Origin of the sequence: Burkholderia sp. Ax-1719 (genome assembly GCF_011753055.1) — a bacterium.
GTDB lineage: Bacteria > Pseudomonadota > Gammaproteobacteria > Burkholderiales > Burkholderiaceae > Paraburkholderia.
In genome coordinates this window covers 224,720-251,192 of record NZ_VWWJ01000005.1, presented here as the reverse complement: position 1 = coordinate 251,192, position 26,473 = coordinate 224,720, and the positions used below count along the sequence as shown (strand labels likewise).

General features: G+C 63.0%; 24 protein-coding genes. 11 read left to right on the top strand and 13 right to left on the bottom strand.

Annotation, left to right across the window (positions count from 1 at the left end):
* Positions 1–246: 246 nt before the first annotated feature.
* Positions 247–1,128 (bottom strand): LysR substrate-binding domain-containing protein, encoded by an 882-nt coding sequence (locus tag F3J17_RS12705; RefSeq protein ID WP_167058426.1) that lies wholly within the window; start codon positions 1,126–1,128, stop codon positions 247–249.
* Between the two features lie 166 nt (positions 1,129–1,294).
* On the opposite strand from F3J17_RS12705, the gene F3J17_RS12700 reads away from it, so the two are divergent.
* The 3 genes from F3J17_RS12700 (at position 1,295) to F3J17_RS12690 (ending at position 4,509) form a co-directional block, all read left to right on the top strand.
* Positions 1,295–2,539 (top strand): MFS transporter, encoded by a 1,245-nt coding sequence (locus F3J17_RS12700; RefSeq protein WP_167058423.1) that lies wholly within the window; start codon positions 1,295–1,297, stop codon positions 2,537–2,539.
* Positions 2,540–3,067: 528 nt separating this feature from the next.
* On the top strand, positions 3,068–3,769 hold the full coding sequence (locus F3J17_RS12695) for a carbonic anhydrase (protein WP_167058420.1): 702 nt from the start codon (positions 3,068–3,070) through the stop codon (positions 3,767–3,769).
* A 563-nt stretch (positions 3,770–4,332) separates the two neighbouring features.
* Complete coding sequence (locus tag F3J17_RS12690) at positions 4,333–4,509, top strand: hypothetical protein (RefSeq protein ID WP_167058418.1); 177 nt, start codon at positions 4,333–4,335, stop codon at positions 4,507–4,509.
* Between the two features lie 33 nt (positions 4,510–4,542).
* On the opposite strand, the gene F3J17_RS12685 is transcribed toward F3J17_RS12690, so the two are convergent.
* Complete coding sequence (locus tag F3J17_RS12685; RefSeq protein WP_167058415.1) at positions 4,543–5,571, bottom strand: aldo/keto reductase; 1,029 nt, start codon at positions 5,569–5,571, stop codon at positions 4,543–4,545.
* Between the two features lie 244 nt (positions 5,572–5,815).
* Between F3J17_RS12685 and F3J17_RS12680 the strand changes: the two genes are divergently transcribed.
* Complete coding sequence (locus tag F3J17_RS12680) at positions 5,816–7,255, top strand: DHA2 family efflux MFS transporter permease subunit (protein ID WP_167058412.1); 1,440 nt, start codon at positions 5,816–5,818, stop codon at positions 7,253–7,255.
* Positions 7,256–7,332: 77 nt separating this feature from the next.
* Here the strand turns inward: F3J17_RS12680 and F3J17_RS12675 are convergent, their stop codons facing one another.
* On the bottom strand, positions 7,333–8,370 hold the full coding sequence (locus tag F3J17_RS12675) for a VTT domain-containing protein (RefSeq protein WP_167058408.1): 1,038 nt from the start codon (positions 8,368–8,370) through the stop codon (positions 7,333–7,335).
* Positions 8,371–8,642: 272 nt separating this feature from the next.
* Between F3J17_RS12675 and F3J17_RS12670 the strand changes: the two genes are divergently transcribed.
* The 3 genes from F3J17_RS12670 (at position 8,643) to F3J17_RS12660 (ending at position 11,564) form a co-directional block, all read left to right on the top strand.
* Complete coding sequence (locus F3J17_RS12670) at positions 8,643–9,476, top strand: helix-turn-helix transcriptional regulator (protein ID WP_167058405.1); 834 nt, start codon at positions 8,643–8,645, stop codon at positions 9,474–9,476.
* Between the two features lie 167 nt (positions 9,477–9,643).
* On the top strand, positions 9,644–11,347 hold the full coding sequence (locus tag F3J17_RS12665; protein ID WP_167058823.1) for an FAD-dependent oxidoreductase: 1,704 nt from the start codon (positions 9,644–9,646) through the stop codon (positions 11,345–11,347).
* 31 nt (positions 11,348–11,378) lie between these two features.
* Positions 11,379–11,564, top strand: a complete 186-nt coding sequence (locus F3J17_RS12660; protein WP_167058400.1) for a DUF2783 domain-containing protein — start codon at positions 11,379–11,381, stop codon at positions 11,562–11,564.
* A gap of 43 nt (positions 11,565–11,607) precedes the next feature.
* Here F3J17_RS12660 and F3J17_RS36465 read toward each other — a convergent pair whose 3' ends face one another.
* From F3J17_RS36465 to F3J17_RS12620, 8 genes are all read right to left on the bottom strand, one after another.
* On the bottom strand, positions 11,608–12,381 hold the full coding sequence (locus F3J17_RS36465; RefSeq protein ID WP_167058397.1) for a LuxR family transcriptional regulator: 774 nt from the start codon (positions 12,379–12,381) through the stop codon (positions 11,608–11,610).
* Between the two features lie 464 nt (positions 12,382–12,845).
* Positions 12,846–14,576, bottom strand: coding sequence for a gamma-glutamyltransferase (gene ggt, locus F3J17_RS12650; RefSeq protein ID WP_167058395.1), 1,731 nt, complete (start codon positions 14,574–14,576; stop codon positions 12,846–12,848).
* A gap of 162 nt (positions 14,577–14,738) precedes the next feature.
* Positions 14,739–16,142, bottom strand: coding sequence for an MFS transporter (locus tag F3J17_RS12645; RefSeq protein WP_167058392.1), 1,404 nt, complete (start codon positions 16,140–16,142; stop codon positions 14,739–14,741).
* A gap of 164 nt (positions 16,143–16,306) precedes the next feature.
* Positions 16,307–17,086, bottom strand: a complete 780-nt coding sequence (locus F3J17_RS12640) for a phosphocholine cytidylyltransferase family protein (protein WP_167058388.1) — start codon at positions 17,084–17,086, stop codon at positions 16,307–16,309.
* Between the two features lie 26 nt (positions 17,087–17,112).
* Positions 17,113–18,123, bottom strand: coding sequence for a flippase-like domain-containing protein (locus F3J17_RS12635; RefSeq protein ID WP_167058386.1), 1,011 nt, complete (start codon positions 18,121–18,123; stop codon positions 17,113–17,115).
* Positions 18,120–18,950 carry a 2OG-Fe(II) oxygenase gene (locus F3J17_RS12630; RefSeq protein ID WP_167058383.1) on the bottom strand — a complete coding sequence of 277 codons (831 nt, stop codon included), beginning with the start codon at positions 18,948–18,950 and terminating at the stop codon, positions 18,120–18,122. Before F3J17_RS12630 ends, F3J17_RS12635 begins: the two co-directional genes overlap by 4 nt.
* Positions 18,947–19,651 (bottom strand): CDP-alcohol phosphatidyltransferase family protein, encoded by a 705-nt coding sequence (locus tag F3J17_RS12625; protein WP_167058380.1) that lies wholly within the window; start codon positions 19,649–19,651, stop codon positions 18,947–18,949. The genes F3J17_RS12630 and F3J17_RS12625 overlap by 4 nt, the downstream gene beginning before the upstream one ends.
* 136 nt (positions 19,652–19,787) lie before the next feature.
* Entirely contained in the window at positions 19,788–20,018 is a 231-nt protein-coding gene (locus tag F3J17_RS12620) for a hypothetical protein (protein WP_167058377.1), read from the bottom strand.
* Between the two features lie 379 nt (positions 20,019–20,397).
* On the opposite strand from F3J17_RS12620, the gene F3J17_RS12615 reads away from it, so the two are divergent.
* A complete protein-coding gene (locus F3J17_RS12615) occupies positions 20,398–20,832 on the top strand; it encodes a hypothetical protein (RefSeq protein WP_167058374.1) in 435 nt (144 codons plus the stop codon).
* A gap of 21 nt (positions 20,833–20,853) precedes the next feature.
* Here F3J17_RS12615 and F3J17_RS12610 read toward each other — a convergent pair whose 3' ends face one another.
* A complete protein-coding gene (locus tag F3J17_RS12610) occupies positions 20,854–21,372 on the bottom strand; it encodes a hypothetical protein (RefSeq protein ID WP_167058372.1) in 519 nt (172 codons plus the stop codon).
* 785 nt (positions 21,373–22,157) lie between these two features.
* Here F3J17_RS12610 and F3J17_RS12605 point away from each other — a divergent pair.
* The 3 genes from F3J17_RS12605 to F3J17_RS12595 all read left to right on the top strand — a co-directional run bounded on the left by F3J17_RS12605 (position 22,158) and on the right by F3J17_RS12595 (position 24,640).
* Positions 22,158–23,324, top strand: coding sequence for a porin (locus F3J17_RS12605; RefSeq protein ID WP_167058369.1), 1,167 nt, complete (start codon positions 22,158–22,160; stop codon positions 23,322–23,324).
* Positions 23,325–23,647: 323 nt separating this feature from the next.
* A complete protein-coding gene (locus F3J17_RS12600; RefSeq protein ID WP_167058366.1) occupies positions 23,648–24,001 on the top strand; it encodes a sugar ABC transporter ATPase in 354 nt (117 codons plus the stop codon).
* Between the two features lie 129 nt (positions 24,002–24,130).
* A complete protein-coding gene (locus F3J17_RS12595; RefSeq protein WP_167058363.1) occupies positions 24,131–24,640 on the top strand; it encodes a metal-dependent hydrolase in 510 nt (169 codons plus the stop codon).
* Positions 24,641–24,721: 81 nt separating this feature from the next.
* On the opposite strand, the gene F3J17_RS12590 is transcribed toward F3J17_RS12595, so the two are convergent.
* Complete coding sequence (locus F3J17_RS12590) at positions 24,722–26,221, bottom strand: aldehyde dehydrogenase family protein (protein WP_167058360.1); 1,500 nt, start codon at positions 26,219–26,221, stop codon at positions 24,722–24,724.
* Between the last annotated feature and the right edge of the window lie 252 nt (positions 26,222–26,473).

Here is a 26,473-nt window from a genome sequence, read left to right as displayed (position 1 = left end):
ACCCCTCATTCAAATGCTATTGAATAGCATTTAAGAGCGCGCCAATGAGGTGCATACAGCGGCGCATGCAGCGTGAATAGCGCGACATGGCGTAATTCATTCACAAACAATTGAGCGCCCTTATCGACCAGCAACGCGCGCCATTCACGCCGCGTTGACAAACGCCAACACAGGTTTTACCCGCATTTACTCACGAAAGAAAAAAGCGCGTGTTGTATCGCCACACAGCATGACGCGCATGTTCGATTACGTGGCGAGTTGCGACTTCACCCAGCGATAGAACTGCTGGATTGCCGCTTCGCGCGGATGCCCTTCGCGCCAGGTGAAGTAGTAATCGAGCGAAGCCGGGATGCGGGCGTGACCGAGTTGCACCAGTTCGCCGCGATCGATGAAATCGCGCGCGAGTTGCAAACGCGCTGTTGCCGCGCCCTGGCCCGCGACGGTTGCCTGCAATAGCAACCCGGCGTCGTCGAATACCGGGCCGCGCTCGGGTTCGTCACCGGCGACTCCGGCTGCTTCGAAGAAGTCGCGCCACGAACGGCGCGAAAAGCGCAGCAAAGGCATGGCGGCCAGATCCTCGATACGAAAGTCCGGATAGCGCGCCAGCAGCGTGGGGCTGCACACCGCCACCACCTGATCGTCGAGCAGTTTGCGAATCTGGAAACCGGGTTCGTCCACGCGACGATGCCAGATGCCGATATCGAACGGATAAGGATCGGGCGGCGTAACGTCGGCGTGCATGCGCACGGAAAGATCAACATCCGGATGGCGGTCGTAGAAGTCGCCCAGACGCGGAATCAGCCAGACCGACGCAAAATCGGACATCACGCTCAGTTCCAGCCGCGTCACGCCGCTCACGCCGGGACGCGTGGCGTCCAGCGCCTCGCGCAGGTCTTCGAGGCTGCGCCGCACCCGTTCGGCGAGTTGCGCGCCCGCCGCCGTGGGAATCATGCGGCTGCCCGCGCGCCGGAACAGTTCGACGCCGAGTTCCGCTTCGAGCGCGCGCAGATGATGGCTCACGGCGCTGTGCGTCAAATGCAATTCTTCTGCCGCGCGGCTGAAACTACGCCGCCGCGCCGCCGCTTCTAGCGCGCGCAGGGCCTGCAAGGGAGGGAGCGATCGGGACATGACGTCAAATTCTACTCACAATCGCGGCTGAAATCTCTCGCTGGCCTCGGGCCTGGCTTTCGCCAATAATCGTGTCCCAGCCATTCAAAACACTTTCGAGGCGCGCGGCCCCGCCGGTTTTTGCCCTGTTGCACGGCATCTCGCGCGCCCATCGACCGTCCGCATCATGACCGCACTCAGACTGCGCGTATTTGCCGTGTTCGCGCTCGGCTATTTCGTTTCGTATCTGTTTCGGGGCGTCAACCTCGGCTTCGCGCCGTTTTTGACGCACGAAATGGGCTTTACCGCCACCGATCTCGGCACGCTCACGAGCCTGTACTTCCTGGGCTTTGCGGGCGCGCAGATTCCGGGCGGCGTGCTGCTCGACCACTTCGGCCCACGCCGCGTGACCGCCTGCGTCATGCTGGTGGCCGCCGCCGGCGCGCTCGTATTCGGGCTCTCGCACAGCATGGGCGCGATGATGTTCGGCCGTCTGCTGGTGGGCGTGGGCGTTTCCGTGTGTCTGGGCGGCGCATTCAAGGCCACCGCCCAGCACTTTCCCGTCGCCCAGCTCACGCTCGTCAACGGTCTGGTGATGGCGGTGGGCGGCCTGGGCGGTGTGGCTGTCGGCGCACCGCTCTCCTGGCTGCTGACGATCGCGCCGTGGCGATCGGTGAGCCTGGGTCTGGCGGTCCTCACGGCGGCCGTCGCGGCGATTATCTGGATCGGCGGCCCGCGCACGCGCGACACCCACAATCAGGCAAGCGTGCTCGAACAATTCAAGGGCACCGCGCATATCCTGCGCAGCCACGCGTTCTGGAAGACGGCGACGTTTTCGGCTCTGACGCAGACCGTGTTCTACGCGATGCAGTCGCTCTGGGTGGGCGCATTCCTGCGCGACGTGACGCCCGCGGGCACGGTTGACGTGGCTTCACGCGCGGCTTCGCTGGTTTCCGTGCTGGGCGGCGCGTTTATCGTCGGCAATATTGGCTTCGGAGCGCTCGCACGCGCATTCGAGCGCCGCGGCGTGAGTGTCGCGCGCTTTTCCGGCGTGACGATGGCGCTGTTCGTGGTGGTCCAGGCGCTGCTGGCTGCCCGTGTGCCGCTGCCCGCTCCACTGCTGTGGGCCGCTTACGGTGCGCTGGGCGGCACCGGCATCCTCACCTATGCGGTGCTGGCCGAATACTTCCCGGCGCGCATGATCGGCCGCGTCAACACCACCTTCACGCTGGTGATCTTCGTCGGCATCTTCGTCACGCAGATCGCCATCGGTGCGGCGCTCGGCCACTGGAGCGCCGTGGACGGCCACTATCCGGTCGTCGCGCATCAGTCCGTGTGGACCGCGCTGATCGTGCTGCAAACGGTCGCGGGCCTTTGGTACTTCATGCCGGGCCGACGCGCCGGCGCTACGCAGCCCGCGATGGAATCCTGATCCGCCGCGCCTTCTGAACGACGCCTGCCGCGCAGCATCGCGGCGGGCGTTCTTATTGCCGCAATTATTTCGCTATCCATATCAATGGGATTGAATGAGCGAAATGCGTGCATCTGCGAGTCCATGCGGCAAAGTTTCCTTCTGGAAACCCCCGCTCACATAAATCGCCGCGTCGCGTACAATGCTGCCCCGCCGGCCTCGGAGCCATGCGCGCAGGCGCTGAAAACCGACTGGCCGGTCGTATGACAAAAGCCCACGCACCACGCTACGCCGATGCGAAACATAGCTTTTGATGTGATGCAGCGTATGCAGGGTGCGTGAGAAAATACGCATTCGAATGCTCAGATAGCGTCCGGTTCATGCGCTCAGGCGATGATTGGAAGCGAGATCGGAAACGGTAAAAACGCACGTCCGTCCGCTTTTGTCCGGTTCTCGTCCGCTTGTTTCCGAACTGAAACCCGGCGGCCCGGCGTAAACTTCCGCGGTGCCATTCGATTGTGTCGATTGATGATAGAGAGAGAAACTTCCATGCCAGACCATAACCACTCGCACGACGACCACTCCGAATCGTGCGGCTGCGATCTGCTGCACCTCCTCGACGGCGTGGACGAGTTCACTCATCAGGTGTTCCCGGGCAACCAGGACCTGTTCCGCAGCCTCGCCCATAGTCAGGCGCCGCATACGCTGTTCATTACCTGCGCCGACTCGCGTGTGTCGCCGGAAATGATCACCCAGGCGCGCCCCGGCGAGCTGTTCGTCTGCCGAAACATCGGCAATATCGTGCCGGCTTACGGCGAGATGCTCGGCGGCGTGTCGGCGGTGGTGGAATTCGCCGTGATGGCGCTGAACGTCAAGCAGATCGTGCTGTGCGGCCATACCGACTGCGGCGCGATGAAGGGCCTGGCCTCGGGTGGCGCGGCTACGGCCGGCATGCCGACGGTCACCGCCTGGCTGCGCAACGCCGAAGCGGCGCGCAGCGTGGTGCAGACGCGCGGCCTGGACGAAAACCAGATCGTGCAGGCGCTGGTGGAAGAAAACGTCCGCCTGCAGCTCACGCACCTGCGCACTCACCCGGCCGTCGCGGCCCGCGTGGCGCAGAACCAGCTTCAGTTGCAGGGCTGGGTGTACGACATCGGTCAGGGCACGGTTTCGATCTTCGACGACACCCACGGCCGCTTTGAATCGCTAGGCGAGGCGCGCGCGCGCCTGCGCAAGGACACCACGGGCTGATCCGGTTCCGGATACAAGTCTGTCCGGGCGGCCTCGCCGCCCGTCATTCCCCCGCTATTAACCCCGTTCCGGACCGCGCCGCGCAGGCGTCGTCCGGTATTGGCGCTCGATCTTCTCATCTCCTGCAACAATGATTTGACAGCCAGGTAACGATCTAGGTGTTTACCCTAGGCGAGGATCTGGCTATACTCTCGTCCGTACCATATGCGGTGCCCGACCGCAGCAGAAAAATAATTCTGGAGGTTGGTTACCCATGCAGTGTGCTTCCCTGCCGTATCCGCCGTACAAGTCATCGAATACCCGCTTCACCCGCAGTCCTTTTGCTTCTTTTGCAGTCGCAGGACGATCGCCCGCGCCGCGCTAACGCCGGCACGCGCATCGCGCCGTCGCGCCCGTTGTGGTGCGACCGGCCAGAATCTCAGGCCCACTCCACGTCAATCGCCGTTCTCAGCGCCGCAGCGTCAGCCGCGGCGAACGGCTCGCGCTTGCGCGCGCACTGGCGGCCGGTAATGGGCTTCGCACCCGACACGGGCCATGCGCCCGATTACCGATGGAGATGTGCCATGGAGTTCACCCTCAAGCCGCCCGCCAAGATCGAAGTCAAACTGCTGCTGCATCCGCACGACCACGACCGCGCCATGGCGATCGCCAAGGCCGCCAATCTCGCCGAGCGCGACTTCTACGCGCTGGCGATCCACCTCGGCGCAGCGGAAATCCTGCGTTCCGCCGAGTCCGAGTAAATCGCTACAGCGTTGCGTGCGGCGCGGACAGCCTCAGACCGGCGACGGATTGCGCTCGCTGAACCCTTCCTGATGCCAGTACGGATACACGGGCCGCACGGCGCTCGCCGCATCGAGCTTCGCGACCTGCTCCGCCGTGAGGTTCCAGCCCACCGCGCCCAGATTCTGGCGTAGCTGCGCTTCGTCGCGCGCGCCGATCAGCACGGTCGCCACCGTCGGCCGCTGCAGCAGCCAGTTCAGCGCGATCTGCGGCACGGTCTTGCCGGTTTCCTGCGCCACTTCGTCGATGGCATCGAGCACGCGATACAGGTATTCGTTCGGCACCGGCGGCCCCTGCTCGGCGGTCTTATGCAGCCGGCTCGTCTGCGGCAGCGGCTGGCCGCGGCGAATCTTGCCGGTCAGACGCCCCCAGCCGAGCGGGCTCCACACCACCGCGCCCACGCCCTGATCGATGCCGAGCGGCATGAGCTCCCATTCGTAGTCGCGTCCGATCAGCGAGTAATAGGTCTGATTGGCGACATAGCGCGGATAGCCATAGCGATCCGCCACGCCCAGCGACTTCATCAGGTGCCAGCCCGAAAAATTCGACACGCCGGTATAGAGAATCTTGCCCGCGCGCACCAGTTCGTCGAGCGTCGAGAGCACTTCCTCGGCGGGTGTTTTCGCATCGAAGCCGTGCAGCTGGAACAGGTCGATGTAATCGGTTTGCAGCCGCTTGAGCGCGGCATCGACGGCGCGCTTCAGATGAAAACGCGACGAGCCGACGTTATTGGCGTCGTCATCGTCGAAGCGAAACGTTGCCTTGGTCGAGATGATCGCCTTGTCGCGGCGCCCCTTGAGCGCCTCGCCGAGCACCGACTCCGAGACGCCGCGCGAATAGATATCCGCAGTGTCGAACATCGTCACGCCCGCATCGAGGCAGATGTCGATCAGGCGGCTCGCTTCGGCCACATCGGTCGCGCCCCACGCCTCGAAGAATTCGCCCTTGCCGCCGAAGGTGCCCGTGCCGAAGCTCAGCACCGGCACCTTGAAGCCCGATGCGCCCAGAAAACGGTGTTCCATTTCCTATCCTCCACAAATCGTGCGTTGAAGAAGCGCCGATGAGTGTACGCGCCTCTGCATGGAGCTGCCCCGTGCCCGCCGCGATCTTCCAGCCGCCTGGACACACGCCGGAGGCTGTACATAAAGCGCGTTCGTATCGGAAACTGTTGCCTCGTTTGTTTCCTGACCGATGCACCATGTCATTTCCCGATTGTTTCCTTTGCGGTTTCCAATACGATCCGGCCGCCTCACGCGAGGCGGCACGATGAACGACACCGCACAACCCGGTTCCGCTCGCGCCGCCGCCATCGGCTGGCTGCCCTACATCGTCGCGGCGACGTTCTTCATGGAGTACCTCGACACCACCGTGATCGCCACGGCGCTGCCGCAGATGGCGCACTCGTTCGGCGTCGGGCCTAACAGCCTGAGCCTGGGCGTCACGGCCTATATGCTGGCGCTCGCCATCTTCATTCCGGCGAGCGGCTGGGTGGCCGACCGCTGCGGCTCGCGCACGGTGTTCTTCGGCGCGGTGGTGACGTTCACGATCGCCTCGATACTCTGCGGGGTCTCACAAAATCTCGGCGAATTCGTTGCCGCTCGCGTGCTGCAAGGCATGGGCGGCGCGATGATGGTGCCGGTCGGACGCATGATCGTCGTGCGCAGCACCGACAAAAGCCGCCTGATGCAGGCCATTTCCACCATCACCTGGCCAGCGATCGCCGCGCCCGTGGTGGGGCCGCCGGTGGGCGGTTTCATTACGACGTATGCGTCGTGGCGCTGGATCTTTCTGCTCAACGTGCCGTTCGGGCTCGCCGTCCTCGTTGCGATCGCAACCATCGTTCCGAACCTGCGCGGCGAACAGCGTCGCCCGCTCGATGTCGTGGGTCTGGTGCTGAGCGGCGCGGCGCTAACAGCGATCCTCTATGGCGCGGAACTCGCCAGCCAACCCGGCGAAAATCCGTGGCGCGCGGCGACACTGGTGGCGGCGGGCGTGCTGGTGGGCGCACTGGCTTTCCTGCATGCGAAGCGGCATCCCACCCCGCTCGTCGATGTTTCGACGCTGAAAATTCCGACCCTTTCGGTGACGGTCATCACCGGCTCGATTACGCGCATCGGCATTGGCGCGGCGCCGTATCTGATGCCGCTGCTGTTCCAGATCGGCTTTGGTCTGTCGGCCTTTAAATCGGGGCTATTGCTGCTCGCGAGCGCGCTCGGCAACCTCGGCATGAAAGCGCTCACGACACGGATTCTCGAACGCTGGGGCTTTCGCGCCGTGGCGGTGGTGGATGTGTCGATCGCCGGCCTGTCGATGATCGCCTGCGGCCTGCTCACGCCCGAGGTGCCGCTCGCCATCGTATTAGTCGTGGTGTTCGTGTATGGCGTGACGCGCTCGATGCAGTTTTCGACGCTCGCCACGCTCGCCTATGCCGATGTCGCGCAGCCGCAGATGAGCGCCGCCAGCACGCTCTGGAGCGCGGCGGCGCAAATGACCAATGGTTTGGGAATCGCCTTTGGCGCGCTGGCGCTGCGCGTCGCCGCGAGTTTCCATGGCGAAACGACTGGCCACGTCTTCACGCTGGACGACTTCCGCCTCGCGTTTCTCGGCGCGGGCGTGCTCACGCTGCTGTCGGTGTGGGGATATGCACAGATGGCGCGCGATGCGGGCCAGAATGTCGGCGGTGGTTCACGCCGTCAGCGTGCATAAAACGTAAATAGCGCCGCTCCGGCGCGGTAAAGGTCGATATCGCGCGATGCTTCGGCATCGCGCGAATTGAAGCGGATTTACTTGGAAAGGCTCGCGCGCACCGTGAACTCCTGCCCGGCTTCCGCTTCGAACCCGGCGTCGACATCCTCGTCAGCCAGCCCATGCGCGCGATGGAATTCCGACGACAGCGGCTCGACCGGATAACCGCGCCGCTCCCACGCATCCAGCCCGCCGCGCAGCGCATGCGCATGATAAATGTGCTTGTCGCGCAGACGATTGACGATCCGCTTGGCCGTCACCTCGTTCGGGCAGACGCAATACACCACGATGGGGCGCGCGATCAGCTCGGCGGGCAGCGCCTCGCTCGAATCCAGATTGAGCGGCTGCGCACCTGGAATGCGATACGCCTCTTTCTCGCGCACGGTCTGCGGACGCGCGTCGAAAACGATCGGCGGCGCGGCGGATTTCATCATCTCGTCGAGCTGATCGGGCGAAATGCGATGCGTGGCGAGCCAGTGGCGCAACTGCAGACGGCGCACCCAGCGCCAGGCAAGAAACACCACGCCCGCGACCGCGAGCACATCGAAAATGGTCCAGCCGTTGGCGCGCACGAACATGGCGAAGCGCGCAATTTCCGTATGCAGCGCTGCCCCGCCGATCAGCCAGGTACCGGCCCACAGCGTCGCGCCAATGGCGTCCCACAGCAGGAAAATCCGCACGTCCATCGACGTAGTGCCGAGCAGCGGCGCAGACATCAGACCGAGTCCCGGCACGAACTTCGCCACCGCGAGAATCGGTGCGCCGTGGCGTTCGAACACGTTGCGCGCAACGCGAATCGTCGTATCGAGCGAGAGCGAAAAACGCACGAGGCCGTTGAGCAAACGGCGACCGCGCAGGCGGCCCGCCGTGAACCAGAGCGAATCGGCAAATAGCGTCGCCACCACCGCCGCCAGCAGCAGATTCACATACGAAGCTTCCCCACCCGCCGCCATCGTGCCCGCCAGTATCAGCACGGGCGCGGCGGGAACCGGCACGCCCAGTTGCGTCACGAGCACGCTGAGAAATACCGCCCCGGTGCCAAAATCGGGCGGGATGGCGGTGGGGAGAGTCCACATGGCGGGGTTTCCGGCTTGAAGCGATCTGAGAAGAAAGGAAACATTTGCGCCTTTTTGACGCAAGTACGGAGATTACCGCAAGTGGGCGAATTCTTGCTTGCAGCCCCGCCGTTGTCCGCGCTGTTGAAACGGGTATCGATCATCGGGCTTACTGCCGTCTCGGTGCTTTCCCTGCGCGTTCCGGCTCACGCAGCGCGCTCGTTCGGTGCTACGCTCGAAAGCCGTGCCCTGTTGTTTTTCCGCCGCTGTTCTACCGTTTTCTTTTACGAAACATGCGTTACTGGCGTCTCGACCGAACCCGACAGGCCGGTTTATCCGGCTCATTCGACCTGGCCCGCGTCACTGGCCTCGTCGCCGCGATCGGCGGCGATAACGCCAATGCGCTCGCTGCCGAAGTGCTGAACCTGCTCGGGCCGGCCACGTCGGTATCGCAATGCACGGTGTTCGCATACGAATTCGGCAACCGGCCGCGCACGGTTTCGGTGGCCGACCATCGCGGCGGCCGTTTTCTGCGCGATGTCGCCGACACCTACGCGCGCCTGTTCTACGCGCTCGACGGCAATCAGCGCATCGTCACCGGCGAAGACGGCAACCGCACGGACCCGCCTTCATCACTGGTACTGCACTGGCAATCGAGCGACGACATCGCCCACGACGGCTATCGCCAGACCTGCTATGCCACGCCGAATGTTTCCGATCGGCTCTCCCTGCTCATGCAGCCTGCCGCCGATATCTGGCTCTCGGTCAATCTCTATCGCGAACGGGACGCCGGCAATTTCCAGCCCGGCGAAGTGGAACTGGTCGAAGCGCTCGCGCCTCTGATCGGCGAGGCCACGAAACATCATTACGCGCTGCGCGGCCAGAGCCAGCTGGGTATTCCGCAACTGATGCTGGCGCGACTGCGCAGCCTGTGTCCCGCACTCTCGAAGCGGGAGCTGGATGCACTGCGCGGCGTGCTCGAAGGCCATAGCGCGGCTGAAATCGCCGACAGCATGGGCGTGAAACCCAGCAGCGTCGTCACGTATCAGAAGCGCGCGTATCAGCGCCTGGGCATTTCGAGCCAGCGCCAGCTTTTCGCACTCTGCCTCGCCAACGACGCACGCTGAGCGTCGTCCGGCGCGCTGTACCCAAAATGAGGACAGCGCCGCCTCCCTCGCCCGCCATACTCGCTGCATCGCCGTGAGCTGACGAAGCCCGCGGCGCCGCGTGGCGCGCCTTGCGCCGCGCGCGAACAAAAATTTCCTATCGGAGACAACGTGCGATGAGCGACTCGATGCACGCGCAATTCAAGCCCTATCCCTTTGTGGCGAAGCAGTACGACGCCCGCCTGCCCGAACTCGTCGATGGCCGCGAAACACGGCGTCACGCCGCCACGATCGTCGGCGGCGGTCCGGTTGGACTCGCCATTGCGTTGGGCCTCGCAAAACATGGCGTGCGCTCGGTGCTGATCGAAGCCGATGAGTCGGTATGCGAAGGCAGCCGCGCCATCTGCATTTCGCGCCGCAGCCTGGAGATCATCGAGCGTCTTGGCGCGCTGGACGGCTTTCTCGCCAAAGGTCTGCCGTGGACCGGCGGGCGCAGCTTCTATCGCGAGAATGAAGTCCTGCACTTCACCATGCCGCAGGACGAGAACCAGAAGCTGCCGCCGATGGTCAATCTCGCGCAATACCACATCGAGCAATTCCTGCTCGACGCCGCCGAACGCCACGCCGATCTCATCGACATTCGCTGGCGCACGAAAGTGACTTCGGTGCAGCACGACGCGCATGGCGCGACGCTCACGCTCTCGACACCGCTGGGCGATTACGAGACGCAGACCGACTGGCTGGTCGCGGCGGACGGCGGACGCAGCACCGTGCGCGAGGCGCTGGGCCTCAAGCTCACGGGCACGAGCTACGAAGGCCGCTATGTGATCGTCGATATCCTGCTGGACAGCGCGCGGCCGACCGAGCGCCTTGCGTATTTCGATCCGGCCTCGAATCCCGGTTCGACCGTGCTCGTGCACAAGCAGCCCGACAACGTCTGGCGCATCGACTATCAGCTGCGCGACGGTGAGGACGCCGAAGCCGCCGTGAAGCCCGAAAATGTGATGCCGCGCGTGCAAAGCCTGCTCGACATGATGGGCGAAACTTCCGCCTGGTCGCCCATCTGGATCACGATTTACAAGGCCAACGCGCTCACGCTCGAACGCTATCGCCACGGACGCGTGCTGTTTGCTGGCGACGCCGCGCATCTCGTGCCGATCTTCGGCGTGCGCGGCGCAAACTCCGGCATCGACGATGCGGACAATCTCGCCTGGAAGCTCGCCTCGGTCGTCAACGGTCGCGCCGATGCACGCCTGCTCGACAGCTATTCCGACGAGCGCGTGTTCGCCGCGCATGAAAACCTCAGCTACGGCACGAAGAGCACGGAATTCATGGCGCCGCCCTCGTTCGCCTTCGAATTGATGCGCACGGCGGTACTGAGCCTCGCCACGCGTCATCCGGGCGTGCGTTCGCTGATCAATCCGCGCCAGACATCGGCGATCGCGTACAAGGATTCGCCGCTCAACGCGGTTTCCGATCCGCTCGCCAGCGGGCCCGTGCCCGGTGCCGTGCTGCCCGAATGCCCCATCACGATCGTCGGAGGCGTCGTTGGCGATGGCGAGCGCGTCGGCCACATCACCGATCTGATCGGCCCGCAGTTCACGGCGTTTTATTTCAGCGATGGCGGCGACGTGCCGCCGGAGTTGGCCGCGCTGGAAACGTCATGCACGGTGTCGCTCACGCTCGTGCCGCTCGCTCGATGCGCGCCCGTCGATGCCACGCGTCGCTGCGCCTGGGATCACACGGGCCGCCTCTTTCCGATGTACGGCGCGGATGCCAATACGCTCTATCTCGTGCGGCCCGACGGTCACGTACTGGGCCATTGGCAAGGCAGCAGCACAACGCTCGCGCAGCGTGCACACGACGCGCTCCAACATGCGCTGTACGCGTGAGCAAATCGACAATACGAAACAGGAGAACACCATGACCGACAGCGAACTCGACGCGGTCTACACGCGGCTGTGCAAGACCATGACCGATCTGGGCGAAGCCAGCGCGCCGCTTTTTCTCGCGCGCTTTGCGCTGCTTGCCGTGGAGCGTATCGGCAACGCACAGACCGCACTGGCCTTGATCGACGCTGCACGCGAGGATATGCAGGCGGCTCAATAGTCCGTGTATCTCCCACGCATAGCCAGCGCGCCAACGGCCACTGTCAACGCCGCGGCAGATGCAACAGCCGCGCAAGACGCGACCGGTTGCTGACGCCAAGTTTCTGAAACGAGCGATCGAGATGCGTACGCACGGTCGTATAGGAAATCCCGAGCCGTTGCGCGATTTCCTTATCCAGCAGGCCTTCGGCGGCCAGCGTCACGACCTCGCGCTCGCGCCGCGTCAGGCGAGCGATGGGATCGCCGTCAACCGGCGGAGCGAACGCTCCGTCCGGTAGCCTCTGCGCCTCGGCTGCCTCGCCACGGGAGCGCGCCAGCGCAGCGGTAAACGCCGGTCGGATCAGATCGAGCATCGCCAGTTCGTGATCGGAAAAATTCTCGCGATGCGCGGCACGCCAGATGCGCAGATCGCCGATGTTGGTTTCGCCATCCCAGGCGAACAGATTCATGCCCCAGTGCAGCCCGTCGCGGCGCAGGAAATCGTTGAATAGCTCGGTTTTCGCGAGTTCTTCGTGCGCGAGTACATCGGTCACGCGCACCGCCACGCGATGCGGCTGCAGACGCGGCGTGAGCGGATCGCGGTACTGGAAGTAGCGCTCGTAATCGCCGAGATTGTCGGCGGACATATTGATGGCGACGCGGTTCGTGAAGAGGCCCTGCGCGTCGTCCCACACATAGGAACCGAGGAAATCCGCACGCAGCAAATCGAGCATGCGCCGCCCCACTTCGAGCCGTAAGACCGCCTCCGGCACGGTGCGGTCGGCCAGCAGCTTGAAGACGTCGGCGAGCAACGCCAGTTCGCGGCTTGTCAGATACATGCGGGCGCAAGTGCTCTGCGTGGATGTTCCGATTGACGGTGACGTACCAGCCCAAATAGTGGAATCCTGGGGCCAATGACGGTCTGCACGCGTCCTCGTTGGCCGCCGCAAACGCTATAGCTTAAATAGCGGTTTTGGCGAGTTCAAGCCGCCGTGCAGGCACGCAACACCGAGGGAAAATCAGGAGAGAAAAAGAAAATGGGCAGCCGAAGCTGCCCAGTCAAACACACGCCGGCTGGGTGTTCACGTCGCCGGAGCTTGCATCCTACGCGATGCACCTCGCGCTGAAATCCTCATTAAAGAGGATATCCCGCGAACAAACGTGCATCGCATGCGAGTTTTTATCCGACTCCCGTGCATCGCTATGCCGATCGAATTTCAGGAAAACTTGCGCAGCAAAAATTGCCTATCGGCAACACGATGCACGCGCAACCGGTAGCAATGACCGGCAGTGTCCAGGCGCGTTACTGGACGATACGCGTCACACCGCGTCCGCGCGGATCGGCAGCCGCTTCAGGCGTATCGCCGTCGATGCGGATCGCCTGGATATCGCCGTTGAAGTCTTGCCCCTTCAGCACATAGCCTTTGGCTTCGACCTGCTTCGCCAGATCGCCGTTGATCGGCTCGTACGGCTCCCAGAAGATCGTGTTGGGCGGCAGCAATTGATGATGGAAGCGCATCGCGCCCACCGCATCCTTCAACGGCATATTGAAGTCGTAGATGTTGTTGATGACCTGGAAGATCGACGTGAAGATGCGCGAGCCGCCCGGCGTACCGATCACCAGCGACACCTTGCCGTCCTTCGTGAGGATCGTCGGCGACATCGAGGACAGCGGGCGCTTCTTCGGCGCAATCGCGTTCGCATCGCTGCCGACCACGCCGAACATATTCGGCACGCCCGGCTTGGCCGAGAAGTCGTCCATCTCGTCGTTGAGCACGATGCCCGCGCCCGGCACCACCACGCCCGAGCCGAAGTAGCCGTTGATCGTGTAGGTGTTCGACACGGCGTTGCCCCATTTGTCGACCACCGAGAAGTGCGTGGTCTCGGCCTTTTCCGGCATCGAGGTGCCGAGTCCCGCCTGCACGCTCTTAGTGTCCGACGGCTTGTCGGGATCGACTTCGGCGGCGCGCTTCGCGATATAGGCGTCGTCGGTCAGTTGCGCGACCGGCACTTTGTAAAAGTCAGGATCGCCAAGATATTGCGCACGATCCGCGAACACGCGCTTTTCGATTTCCGCGATCAGATGGATGTATTGCGGCGAATTGAGCGGCACATCCTTGAATTGCGGCGCAAGATCAGCCTTCATCTTGAGCAGTTGCACGAGACCCACGCCGCCCGAGCTGGGAGGCGGCGCGGTGATGACTTCGTAGCCGTTCCAGCTGGCCTCCACCGGTTGACGCCAGACAGCCTTGTATTCCTGCAGATCGCGCTTCGTGATGAGGCCGTGGCCCTTCATCGAAGCCGCGATCAGGTCGGCGGTCCTGCCGTCATAGAAGTCCTTCGCACCTTGATTGGCGATGCGCGTGAGCACATTGGCGAGATCGGGCTGCTTGAAGGTCTCGCCCACCTTCATGTTGCCGAAGTACTGATCGAAGTTGGTCTTGCCGTCGAACTCTTTGGACGCTTCCTCGCGGCGCTTCGCCAGCAGTTCGTCGACGACGAAGCCGTCGCGTGCGTATTTGATCGCGGGCTGCAGCACCTGCTTCCACGACAGCTTGCCGAAGCGCTTCTGCGCTTCCCACATGCCCTCGACCGTGCCCGGCACACCCACGGCGTCATAGCCATAGAGGCTCTTGCCCGGGATCACGTTGCCCTGCTCGTCCTGATACATCGTGCGCGTGGCGGCCAGCGGCGCACGCTCGCGATAGTCGAGGAAATAAGGCTTGCCGTTCACATAGAGCGTCATGAAACCGCCGCCGCCGATATTACCGGCTTCGGGATACGTCACGGCGAGCGAGAAGGCGATGGCAACCGCCGCATCCACGGCATTGCCGCCTTCCTTGAAGATCTGTTCGGCGGCATCGGCGGCGAATTTGTCGGCGACAGCCACCGCCGAAGCATTCAATACCGCGGGATGTTGTTGCGTGTCTTTGGCAAAGGCCGGCGTGGCTTCGAGAAAGCCCGCGGATAAGGCGGAAAGTGAAACGAGTGCGAGAGCGGCAGCGGATATTTTCGTTCTATCGACCAGCTTCATTGAGTGACCTCCATGATTCGGTTCATCGTATAACGCGTTCTTGCCCAGCTAACACCTGGCTTGTGACCCGGTCTCAACGCTTATAGCACGCACAGAAAACGATTGCGATCCGGCCATCCGCCGATAGCCGCCAGGCTCCAATGCCTGCGATCAACCCTGCGCTCAGGCCTGTCCGCGCCGCCCGCGTGCGATCTCGTCGCCTGCATGGGCAGGCAGGCGCAAGGTGACGGGAATCGACGCAACCGAAAACAGGCCCACCACCAGAAACGCCGGCCAGAAGTCGGACCACACGATGGTCGGATGCCCTTGTATCCGATGCGAAACCTGCAGCACGATCCCCGCGATCGTCACGCCAAGGCCAAGCGAGACCTGCTGGATCACGCTCGCGACGCTCGTCGCACGGCCAATGTCCTTGCTGGGAATATCCGCATAGGCGAGCGAATTGAGGCCGGAAAACTGCAGCGAGGGAAAAATGCCGCCCACCAGCACGACAAGCCAGATCAGCCACACTGGCGTGCCCGGCGAAAATGCACCGTAGATCGCAATGGCCGCACCGGCAATCGCCGCGTTGACGATCAGCGTGCGCCGAAAGCCGAAGCGCCCCAGCACGCCGGAAACGATCGCCTTCATAAAGATCGATCCGAACGCCGATGCACAGGTGATCGCGCCCGAAGCGAACGCCGTCATGCCCAGCCCTTCCTGCAGCGCGAGCGGCAACAAAAACGGCACCGCACCGAGTCCGATACGAAACAGCGAGCCGCCCGCCACACTCGCGTTGAAACTGGGAATACGCAAAAATTTCAGATCGAGAACGGGGCGCTCGGCGCGCTGCGCGTAAAACCAGTAGACCGCTAGCAAAAGCGCGCCGACCACGCACATCGTCACGGCTTTCGTATTGGAAACCAGCTCGCCGCCCACCAGCGAAAGCCCCAGCATGAAGAGCGAAGCGCCGCCCGCCGAAAGAAAGAAGCCAGTCCAGTCGAGCGGCCCGGGATGCTCTTCATGCATGTTGGCGATATGCCGGTTCGCGAGCCAGATGCCCAGCACGCCGATCGGAATATTGACGAAGAAAATCAGCCGCCAGTGCAGATACGTGGTGATGAAACCGCCCAGCGGCGGCCCGACGACGGGACCGAGCAGCGCGGGCACGGTCAGATAGTTGACGGCGCGAATGAAGTCCGATTTCGGCAGCGAACGGAAAATAATGATGCGGCCGACCGGCACCATCATCGCCCCGCCGATGCCTTGCACGAAGCGCGCGGCCACGAACATTTCGAGCGAGCGCGAGGCCGCGCACAGCAGCGAGCCCGTCATGAAAATGCCGATGGCCGTGCGAAATACATTGCGGGAACCGAAGCGGTCGGCCACCCATCCGCAGATCGGGATGAATACGCCGAGGCCGATCACATAACTCGTGACGGCTAGCTTGAGGGTAATGGGATCCTGGCCAAGATCGCGGGCCAGCGCGGGCAGCGAAGTGACGATGACGGTCGCGTCCACGTTCTCCATGAACATCGAGCACGCAACGATAAGCGGAACGATGAAAGCGCCGAGGGCTAGTGGCATGGGCAGGAACGACAATCAGCGCGGCTGATGGCGTAAAGCTGCCATTATGGCACTGTGTTGCGGAAAACGGGCAGACGGCAACAGATGAAGCGGTGCGCGAAAACAAACAGGCCACCTGTGACGGTGGCCTGTCTGCGCATCAGAGCGACGCGATCATGCAGCGCTTATTCAGCAACCTGCTTGACGCGGCTCGCAACCGGCGTGAGTTGCGGCAGCACCTGTTCGGCGGCGCGCGTCACGTCGTTCGGGAAGTCGATCTCGATCCACGGCGCGCCGGTGACGTCGGCCGTTTCGAATTCCGCGCCGCGTTCGAGCAGCAGATCGCGCAGCGCTTCTTCGTGCGGCAGGTTCGCGCGGCCCGTATCGACATAACCTTCGACGATCTGCGCGAAGCGCTTCGCCGTGGCTTCGTTCAGGCGGAAGAAGCCCACCGATTCGCCGATGGTGTCGTACTGCAGGCCCACGGCCAGTTGCTTGCGCAGCTCGACCGGCACGCCGTCGCGCAGGCACAGCTTCACGGGCTCGTCGCCGGCTTCGAAGTCGCGGTCGATCAGCAGACGGTTGGCCGGCGCCTCGCCGGCCACCAGCGGCGCGAACACGCGCTCGTCGTAGAGCACGTCCGCGTCCATCAGCAGCACGTCGCCGCCGCGCGTCATCGCTTCGGCGGTGCGATGCACCGTCAGCACGCTGCCCAGATCGAAGCGCGGGTTCAGCACCACTTCGACCTTGTGCGGCCAGCCGATGCGCTTGAGTTCGGCTTCGACCAGCTCGGGCTGGAAGCCGAGCGCGAGCACAACTTCAGTGACGCCCGCCGATTCGAGCATCTGCAGATGGCGTTCGAGCAGCGACACGCCCTCGAATTGCAGCAGGCATTTCGGAAACTGTTCTCCAGCGCGTTGCTGAAGGCGCAGGCCGAGGCCTGCCGCGAGAATGATGGCGCGCATGCGCAACGTTCCTTGGGAGAAAAAGGTCAATCGGCGATTTCGACAGCGGGCACGCGCGGGGCGCGCCGGCGTTGCCAGCTACGTTCGCTCAGATGCAGATACAGCAGGCCCGGCAGGCCGAGCACGATTTCGCGCGCGCGCTTGGTGAGCGAGAGCGCGAGCGCCGCCTCGGGCGGCAGGCCGACGAGCGGCGCGAGCAGCAGATAACCACCCTCCTGCACGCCAAGCGAGCCGGGAATGGCAAAAGCCGCGCCGCGGATCGCCTGGCCGATGCTTTCCAGCAGCAGCGCGTCGATCCAGCCAACCGGATGGCCGAGGAAATGCAGCGCGAGCCACACTTCCGCGGTGCCCACGAGCCAGCCCGCCAGACTCAGCGCGAAGCTGGCCGCGGCGCGGCCGCGTTCGGCGTAGAGATCCTTGACGGCGGCGTCGATGGCGTCGGCGCGCGTGGCGAGCGACGACCAGTCGCGCTTGCCGAACACCTTCGCCGCGAGACGCAGCAAACGGCCAAACAGGCCGCGGCGCTGCGCCACGTAAAACAGCGCGATCATGCCGCCGAGCACGACCGTGGCGATCATGGCGGCGACGCCGAGATCGCGCGGCGCGCCATTGGCGGCATAAGCGGAAAAGAGCGCGATGCCGAACACCGCGAAGACGATCTGCGCGACCGCCTGCAGCGTCGTGCTGACCGTAATTGCTGCCGCTGCGTCGCGCATGGCCATGCCGCGCTGCGCCAGCTGACGCACCATTGCCACCGGGCCGCCGATCTGGCCAGCCGGCAGCAGGCTATTGACGGATTCGCCGGTCCAGCGCGCAAGCAGCGCGTCGCGTTGATCGACGCGCTCGCCCTTCCTGAACATCACCGCGATCGCGCCCGCATCCAGCGCGAGCGGCACGACGTGGAACGCCGCGACGAGCGCGAGTCCCCAGCCAGCAGCCGCCAGCGTGCTCGTTATCGAGCCCAGGCCCTGCCAGGCCAGCAGCGCGATAAAGAGTGCCGTGCCGATCGACAGCAGCAGGATGGCAACACGACTCACACCCGCTCTCCGGTCTTGCGCGCGCCGCCAGTGGCGGATTGCAGCGCCTTGCGGAACACCTGGCGGAAGCCGAAGTACGCAATCGCGTCTTTCATGTTCGAGATGAAACGCCGCCACGGACGCATATTCGGGTTGGTCACGTATTCGAACGTGAGCGAAACGCGCACCTCGCCTTCGCGGCTGGCCGTGACGCGGTGGCGCAGCTTGTCGCCGTCGAACAGCACGAGCGCGCCCGGCGGATATTGCACCGCGCCGGGTTCATCGGCCTTGTTCTGGTCGCGGGTGTGCAGTTCGTAATCGAGAATGCACGACGAGTCGTCGATCACGCCCAGCAGCACCGTGTAGCGGCGGCCGTCGTAATACGACGTGTCATAGTGCCAGCCGATGTGATCGCCCGCGCGCGTGTAGTAATACAGCGCATAGGCGTGCGGATCGTCCTCGGGCGAAAGCTGGAGCTTGTCGCCGGTGATCTTTTCGAGCCAGGCGATCAGCTTCGGCGAGCGGTATAGCTCGGCGATGTAAGGCTGAAGGCGGTCGATCGTATGGCGGCTGACGCTGCCGCCCGCCTTGTGGCCGGGAATGAAATTGCGGTTGACCTCGGGCATCAGCGCATTAGCGGCGTCGATCAGCCGCTGCGTGGCGTCCGCAGGCAGGAATTCGGAGAGATACAGAAACGAACCCTGATTGACGTATTCGTCGCGCAGACGCGCCGAATCCAGACCGCCCAGGGCGCGGCCAATCGAGGCATCGGGCACGCCGGCCGCCGCTGTGGCGTCGCCACGCGCGTTGCCCATTACTGCCTGTTCTTCTTCTGCTTGCACACTCATCTGCTGATCCAAACCTGACTGGTTTCCTTGCCGACCGCGCGACGCGTCACGCGCCAATAGTCGAACACCACGTAAGCCGCAAACAGCGGCGCGCCAATGGACGCGGCCACGACGAACGGCGATGCGATACCGGTAAGGGTGACGAGCGGCAGGAGATACAGCACGTCTTCCGTTTCGAAACCGCCGACAAAAGCCTGCTGCGTGCCGGCTTTGCCCGCCATTTCCTCGATACGCATGCGCAGGAAGAAGATTACCGCGACGGCCACCCCGGCGATACCGCCGAGCACGGCCGGCGGCACGCGCCATTCGGCCGCAGTCGCGCCGGAGGCGGCGGCGACGCCCAGGCCATAGCCCATGCCAAAGAACAGCAGGATGGTGGTGGCGGCGTCCGCAGCGAGATCGTAGAAATGCCCGATACGGCTGGTTTTTCCGCTGATTCGCGCGAGTTCGCCGTCGGTGTGATCAACGAAATTCGACAAAACGATCAGAAATGCGCCAATATTGACGTGCAGGAAATCGCCGCGCGCCAGATAGAAGGCGCCAGCGAGCCCGATCAAAAGGCGCAGGGTCGTCAGGTGATTCGGAGTCACGCGGGTCGGCACGAGAGGCGTGACGAGCCAGCGCGCCGCGCGCGCATCCCACGTGCGCGGAAGCGGCACCGATCGCGGTAGCGTTTCCGCAGGTTGGTCTTTTCCAGTCATAACCGGGAAGTATAGTGTAAGCCGTCTCGATATGCTCTCGGGCCTAGCACACTTACGTGTAACTCATCGATCCGGAAGTGTGTCGTTTTCTTGAGATAGCCGGGCCTGGTTTGCGCTGACGCGCCGCGCCAACGTCCTAGCCGCGAAACAGCCTGCCCGATGCCAGCGTCAGCCAGCTCACGGGATCGGTTTGCTGCTGGCAAACGGTCTTGAGGTCGGCGAGTTCCGTGATGGCGCCGGAGTCGGCCTGAAGCGCCTTGCACGCCCCCGAGGTAATGCTGAAGCCGTAGGCGAGCATGGCGATGTAGACGACGAGTAAGACGTCGACTGCCAGGAAGGCCGACGCGGCGAGCGCGGTGTTTTTCATATTGCACGTTCTGGTTTTATTCGGACTTCGACGCCTGCGATGGGCGCGTCCGGGCGATTTTCTTGAGCATCTGTGCGCCCTGGTATGATTCCCCGCCATACCGGCACTTTTTACCGCACCAAGGCGATAATTCATTCAGAATGCATCAATTTTACCGCCACCCTACAGAGCGCGCATGGTTCCTGACGAACGGGAGAAAAGAATGTCCGCCCTTGAGTGGGCGAACGTTTGCCTCGATCAGATCGGACAGGATCTGGACACGCCCGATGCGGCCCCGCGAGCACGCTCCGGCAAACCCGCGTACAGTGCATCCCTTCGCATCGGCCCCGGCTTCGCGCCTACGTGCGGCGCCGACGCACCCAGATCGCCCAGAATTTCGATGAAACGTCATTCCCTCGCTGCCCTGCTGCTCGCGGCGCTCTCTTTCGCACCGCTCGCCGGCCACGCCGCCGCCCTCGACGACGCCCTCACCTGCAAGGAGTCGGCGCACGACTTCGTTTCCGGCTTGCTCGACCAGAAACTGATCGACGAAAAGCCCATGCGCGTGGAGAAAAATTCGATTAACGCGTTTTGGCCCGCGCACGGCCAGCATCTGACCGCCTACGGCTTCAGCGTGTTTGCGATTGTGGGTTTCCAGCAGGACGATCCGCTGTTCAAGACCGGCGACGGCAAGCCGATCGCCCGTTCGGCCTATGGCGCGGTGGTGGTGGGCACGCAGGGCAAGGTGCAGGCCGCCCTCGATGCGGTCGGCAATACGGCTATCGTCCATCACGCCGGGCCGCTGCTGACCGCCATTTTCTGCCAGCAGGATTGAGCGCCCCGGCGCGCGAGTGTCTTACTCGATGCGCCCGAATCCGCCCTCGGCCCACGATTCGGCGCGTGCCTTGGTCAGCTTGAAGCTGGGCGCCACGCGCACCTGCGCGAGCTGTTCGCCAAAGGCGTCGAGCGCCGTGAGCACGGCGTAGGGTTCGTACTCGTCGGGCACGATGTCGAGCGTGACATCGATGTCGCCATCATTGGTTTGCAGGCCAACGCGCTTGTGCAACAGCGCATGCAACTGCTGTTCGTGCCGGCGCAGGACTTCCGACGCCGTCTTCACGAGCGTATTGAATGCCGAGGTATCGAGCGGCTTCGGATTCTTCTTGTCGCGGCCCATCGTCCACGGGCCGACCAGCGCGGGCTCCGGCTCGCCGTCCTTGATCATCGCGACAGCCCAACCGTCGTCGTCCTCGTTCTTGATGACACGCGCCGTCCAGCCGTCCTTGCGCCACAGGCGCGGATCCTGGATCACATCGTCGTCGGCGGGCGTTTCATGGGCGTCGTCGGGGAAAGCGGCGGGCGAAGCATCGGTCATGGCGGGTTCCATCGGGTTCTGCGGGCCTGCCCGATTTCAGCGGGCAGGGGCAGGATTTTACCCGCAAGCGCCGCAACGGCGGTCGCACTCCCCGCCCGTCGCTTGCTTGCGATCAGCGGCCCGCTTGCGCAGAACGCCTGTCAACCGATAATCCGCGCAATCAGAAAACTGACGTTTCAATAATGACCGGCATTCGAATACCCATCAAATAACACTCAATCGCCGATACCCGATGCGGTAATGAACGCAATCTTCAAGCGTCAGACCTTATTTCGTTTTACGCAACACTATCTTTCGCGCGTCGATTGAACCATCAATGATTTATATCAACGCAAAAAAAACGCGGCCCGAGAGCCGCGTAAAACAGATGAAAAAAGACCACCCTTGGTCAAGGGGCGAACGAATTGTACCGCCGCGACCGATGCCTATAGAACGCATAATCTGGAACAGTACCTTTCAGAAAACGGCAGAAATATCGCGTAAAAATCCCCCGATCCCGCCAATCCGCCGCCACACAAGCACAATAAAGCCGTAGTACCAGCGCAACAAAATCGGGCTTGTCACATTTTGTCGCATCTCTCACGATTAAGAAAAATACCTTTATACGCAATTACTTACGCGCATTAATTCGGCTATTACAAATTTCAGAAAGTATTGTTGCGCCCAATAAAACCAATCGGCGAAATCACCGGAATACACTTGCCCTCGAATCGTCAGACCACGGATCGCATTGCCAGGCAATCGCATTCCGTGAGATTCCCAAGTACTGTCCGGAGTTAAAAAGCATGAAAAAAACCCTTATCCTCGCTGGCGTTCTCGGTGCATTCGCAATGAGCGCTCACGCGCAAAGCAGCGTGACCCTGTATGGCTCGCTCGACGCAGGCATCGTGTATGCCAACAACGCGGGCGGCCACAGCATGTGGGCGCAAGGCAGCGGTGCAATGTCGAACAACTACTTCGGCCTGAAAGGCGCTGAAGATCTCGGCGGCGGCCTGAAGGCGATCTTCACGTTGGAAAGCGGCTTCAACCTCAATAACGGCGGCTACAAGAACGGCGACTCGGGCTTCAACCGCCAGGCGTTCGTCGGCCTGCAAAGCGACCAGTACGGCACCGTCACGCTCGGCCGCCAGTATGACTCGATGAACCAGTACCTCGCCCCGCTCTCGGAAGCCGGCGCGGGCTTCGGCAACAACCTCGCGGGCCACCCGTTCGATAACGACAATTTCGCCCAGTCGTTCTCGATCAAGAACGCGGTCAAGTACTCGAGCGCGAACTACTCGGGTCTGCAGTTCGGCGGCCTGTATGGCTTCTCGAACCAGGCCGACGGCTTCGCGAACAGCCGCGCATGGAGCGCGGGCGCGTCGTACAGCAATGGACCGCTGAACGTGGCGGCTGGCTACCTGCAACTGAACAACTCCGGCACCGTGGGCGGCAACACGAGCGGTGCGGCTTCGGCTGACCAGAACATTTCGGCACGCCAGCAACGCACCTTCGGCGCGGGCGCGAACTACACCTACGGCCCGGCGCAAGTCGGCTTCGTGTGGTCGCATTCGCAGATCGACGGACTGCAGAGCCTGTCGAGCGGCGGCGCGACGCTGGCTGGCGTGAGCGGCCTGAACCTGCACATGGACAACTTCGAACTCAACGGCGCGTACCACCTGACGCCGGCGCTCGCCCTCGTGGGTTCGTACACGTTCACCGACGGCACCGTGACCGGCACGGGCAACGGCGACCAGAGCCCGAAGTGGCATACGGTCATGATCGGCAGCGACTACTCGCTGAGCAAGCGTACCGACGTGTACGTCGCCGGTGTGTACCAGCATGCTTCGGGTTCGATGGGTGTGAATGCCTCGGGCCAGGCTGTGGCGAACGTCGCGGCAATCAACACGCTGTCGCCTTCGTCGACCAACAACCAGATCGCTGCAACCATCGGTCTGCGTCACCGCTTCTAAAGCACACGGGAATCATCGGGCAAGCGGCGCAATCCGCTGTCTTGCCTGGCTCCAGCAAAACGCACAGGCGGCACGAGCGCATGTGCGTTTTTTCATTCGATGATTTCGCTTGCGCGTCGCGTGTGTTTTCAGCGCATTCTTTCAGTTTCGTATCGGCAACTTTTGTCGCGCAGGCCTCGCGAAGCAATGAGCGCTAGCGCTCGCGCAGTTGCATCTTTTTACTTCTCGATCAGACTGCGTCGGCGAACGCGTGCGTATACTCCTAAGCACGTACTCGCAGCGCATCTCGCGTTGCGTCCTGCTCAGCATGGGTCACACCGCTTATGAACACCCTCACGCAACGCCTCATCGCCGCCCTTCCGCTCGCACTGATCGCAGCCTGCGGATCGTCGCCATCCAGCACCGCCTCGAACGGCGAAACGATGATCTACGCGTCATCGGCACGCTCGCCTTCGTCGATCGCGAGTTGCCTTGAAGACCGCTTGCCGAGCGTGCATGAATCGCGCAACGGCAATGCGATGGAACTCGCAATTGGTTCGCGTTCGGATGCGTCGTACTTCGTCTCGCTCACACCGAATGGCTATGGTTCGGTGATCCGTGTGACGCATGGCGCGTCGAGTTCGGATGATCCGCCTGAAGCCGAAATGCGCTTCGATGTCGCGCGTTGCACGACCTGATTTCAACTTATTTTCTTTCGTTGCAACTAACGACGCTGTGCGAGCGAAAAACTCGCACAAAGCCTCTGTCATGATGTCGTCACATCTGCGAAGATTGCGCCCTCTTAAGATTTTGCACGACATCGCTTCATGGCTTCTGGGTCCGCACATCACGCCACCGGCTGGGCCGCCGGCGTCATCGCCGCAGCTATCGTCACGCACGCGGGAGCGGACACCCCCTGGCATCTCGCTGCGGCGTTGGCCTTCGTTGCAGGCGTATTCGGCGGCACTGCACCCGACTGGCTGGAAGTCGCGTGGTGGCGCAAGAAGCGCAAGCTGTGGATCACGCATCGCACGCTCACACATTGGGGTCTTGGCTGGATAGCGTTGCTGCTAGGCTCGTATCGCGAACTGGGGCACTGGCTGATTGCCGCGCCCGCATTTGGCTTCGCGTGCGGCGGCGTGATTCATCTGTTCGCCGACTGGCCAAATCCGCTTGGCGTGCCGTGGATCGCGCGGCGACATTCTTTGAATCTCTGGCGCAGCGGCCGCTGTGATCTGATCGTGATCGCGGCATCATGGGTGGCCGCGTGGTTCTTCGCCGTGCACGGCGTGCCGCACAGCTGGTCGTTCGAGCCGCTGCGCCGCCTGGCTTCTTGATTCGCAATCCAAAATAAACGCACGAAAACGAAGACGGGGCGACGCATTGCTGCATCGCCCCGCCTTTTGCTTTTCTAACGATCAATCGAGCGAGAAGTCGATGCCCTGCGCAAGCGGCAACGCCGACGAATAATTGACCGTGTTGGTCGCGCGTCGCATATAGCCCTTCCACGCATCCGAGCCGGACTCACGACCGCCGCCGGTTTCCTTTTCGCCGCCGAACGCGCCGCCGATTTCCGCGCCACTCGGCCCGATATTCACGTTCGCGATGCCGCAATCGCTGCCCGATGCCGAAAGGAAACGCTCCGCCTCGCGCAGGTCAGTCGTGAACACGCACGACGACAAACCATGCGCTGAGGCGTTGTTCGCCGCGACGGCATCGTCGAAGTCGCGATACTTCATGACGTAGAGAATCGGCGCGAACGTTTCCTTCAGGACAATCGCGCTTTGCGTCGGCATTTCCACCAGCGCGGGACGCACGTAATAGCCATTGGCCAGACCCGCAACCTGAACCCGCTCGCCGCCCGTCACCGTGCCGCCCTCCTCACGCGCCTGCTGCAACGCCGACTGCATGCCTTCGAATGCATGCGAATCGATCAGCGGCCCCATCAGCGTGCCGGCCTGCAACGGGTTTCCGATCGGCACCTTGGCGTAAAGCTGCTTCAGGCGCTCGACAGTCGCTTCGTACACGCTCTCGTGCACGAATAGACGGCGCAGTGAGGTGCAACGTTGCCCCGCCGTGCCGACTGCCGAAAAGAGAATCCCGCGCAACACGAGTTCGCGATCGGCGCTGGGCGTCACGATGCCCGCGTTGTTGCCGCCGAGTTCCAGGATGGAACGGCCAAAGCGCTGCGCCACCGCGACGCCAACCGCGCGGCCCATTTCCGTGCTGCCGGTTGCGCTCACGATCGCCGCGCGCGGGTCGGCCACGAGCTTCGCGCCAACGTCGCGTCCGCCGACGATGAGCGATGCGAGGCCCGCAGGCGCATCGCCAAATGCGCGCAACGCATCGTCCATGATCTTCTGGACGGCCAGCGCGGTAAGCGGCGTTTTTTCCGAGGGCTTCCAGATCACCGGATTCCCGCAGACCAGCGCGAGCGCCGCGTTCCAGGACCACACCGCAACTGGAAAATTGAATGCCGAGATCACGGCGCACACGCCCATCGGATGCCAGCTTTCGGCCATGCGATGGCCCGGCCGCTCCGACGCGATCGTCAGGCCATAGAGTTGCCGCGAGAGGCCCACCGCGAAGTCGCAGATGTCGATCATCTCCTGGACTTCGCCTAGCCCTTCCTGAAGGATCTTGCCCGCCTCCAGCGAGACCAGACTGCCTAGCGCTTCCTTGCGCTCGCGCAGGCGCTCGCCCAGCAGCCGCACGAGTTCTCCGCGTCGCGGCGCCGGTACGTTTCGCCACTGCAGAAACGCCTGATGCGCGCGAGCCAGCGCTGCGTCGACATCTGCCGCCGACTGGCTTGCCACCCGCCCGATCACCTCGCCGGATATCGGCGATTTCACCTCGATGTCACCCGACCTGGCCTCTTCTGAAATGCCGAGGTCAGCAAGAATGCGTGTTGCGTCCATGACCGATCCTTTATTTCCGATAAGAAACAAAACTCTGGTGAGGCGACTATACACGGGCGTCGAAAGGGCATCAAGACGGCATTGAGCGTGTATGACAGACGTAATATCGACTAACAAGCAGCCATTCCGCTTTGTACTGCAGGCATTTTGATTAGAAAACCTAGCCACGGGCTGAAGTTTCCTTTAGGAAACAGACTGCAAAGATACGGGTTTCCGATAGGAAATGAAGAGCACCACGCAACCCGCGTGGCT

Coding starts and splice junctions, on each gene's coding strand:
- F3J17_RS12695 (WP_167058420.1), top strand. CDS start 3,068: ATGCCAGACCATAACCACTCGCACGACGACCACTCCGAATCGTGCGGC.
- F3J17_RS12640 (WP_167058388.1), bottom strand. CDS start 17,086: ATGCGCGCCATCATTCTCGCGGCAGGCCTCGGCCTGCGCCTTCAGCAA.
- F3J17_RS12605 (WP_167058369.1), top strand. CDS start 22,158: ATGAAAAAAACCCTTATCCTCGCTGGCGTTCTCGGTGCATTCGCAATG.
- F3J17_RS12625 (WP_167058380.1), bottom strand. CDS start 19,651: ATGACTGGAAAAGACCAACCTGCGGAAACGCTACCGCGATCGGTGCCG.
- F3J17_RS36465 (WP_167058397.1), bottom strand. CDS start 12,381: ATGTATCTGACAAGCCGCGAACTGGCGTTGCTCGCCGACGTCTTCAAG.
- F3J17_RS12615 (WP_167058374.1), top strand. CDS start 20,398: ATGAAACGTCATTCCCTCGCTGCCCTGCTGCTCGCGGCGCTCTCTTTC.
- F3J17_RS12670 (WP_167058405.1), top strand. CDS start 8,643: ATGCGTTACTGGCGTCTCGACCGAACCCGACAGGCCGGTTTATCCGGC.
- F3J17_RS12700 (WP_167058423.1), top strand. CDS start 1,295: ATGACCGCACTCAGACTGCGCGTATTTGCCGTGTTCGCGCTCGGCTAT.
- ggt (WP_167058395.1), bottom strand. CDS start 14,576: ATGAAGCTGGTCGATAGAACGAAAATATCCGCTGCCGCTCTCGCACTC.
- F3J17_RS12610 (WP_167058372.1), bottom strand. CDS start 21,372: ATGACCGATGCTTCGCCCGCCGCTTTCCCCGACGACGCCCATGAAACG.
- F3J17_RS12690 (WP_167058418.1), top strand. CDS start 4,333: ATGGAGTTCACCCTCAAGCCGCCCGCCAAGATCGAAGTCAAACTGCTG.
- F3J17_RS12645 (WP_167058392.1), bottom strand. CDS start 16,142: ATGCCACTAGCCCTCGGCGCTTTCATCGTTCCGCTTATCGTTGCGTGC.
- F3J17_RS12705 (WP_167058426.1), bottom strand. CDS start 1,128: ATGTCCCGATCGCTCCCTCCCTTGCAGGCCCTGCGCGCGCTAGAAGCG.
- F3J17_RS12665 (WP_167058823.1), top strand. CDS start 9,644: ATGCACGCGCAATTCAAGCCCTATCCCTTTGTGGCGAAGCAGTACGAC.
- F3J17_RS12620 (WP_167058377.1), bottom strand. CDS start 20,018: ATGAAAAACACCGCGCTCGCCGCGTCGGCCTTCCTGGCAGTCGACGTC.
- F3J17_RS12685 (WP_167058415.1), bottom strand. CDS start 5,571: ATGGAACACCGTTTTCTGGGCGCATCGGGCTTCAAGGTGCCGGTGCTG.
- F3J17_RS12595 (WP_167058363.1), top strand. CDS start 24,131: ATGGCTTCTGGGTCCGCACATCACGCCACCGGCTGGGCCGCCGGCGTC.
- F3J17_RS12675 (WP_167058408.1), bottom strand. CDS start 8,370: ATGTGGACTCTCCCCACCGCCATCCCGCCCGATTTTGGCACCGGGGCG.
- F3J17_RS12590 (WP_167058360.1), bottom strand. CDS start 26,221: ATGGACGCAACACGCATTCTTGCTGACCTCGGCATTTCAGAAGAGGCC.
- F3J17_RS12630 (WP_167058383.1), bottom strand. CDS start 18,950: ATGAGTGTGCAAGCAGAAGAAGAACAGGCAGTAATGGGCAACGCGCGT.
- F3J17_RS12660 (WP_167058400.1), top strand. CDS start 11,379: ATGACCGACAGCGAACTCGACGCGGTCTACACGCGGCTGTGCAAGACC.
- F3J17_RS12600 (WP_167058366.1), top strand. CDS start 23,648: ATGAACACCCTCACGCAACGCCTCATCGCCGCCCTTCCGCTCGCACTG.
- F3J17_RS12680 (WP_167058412.1), top strand. CDS start 5,816: ATGAACGACACCGCACAACCCGGTTCCGCTCGCGCCGCCGCCATCGGC.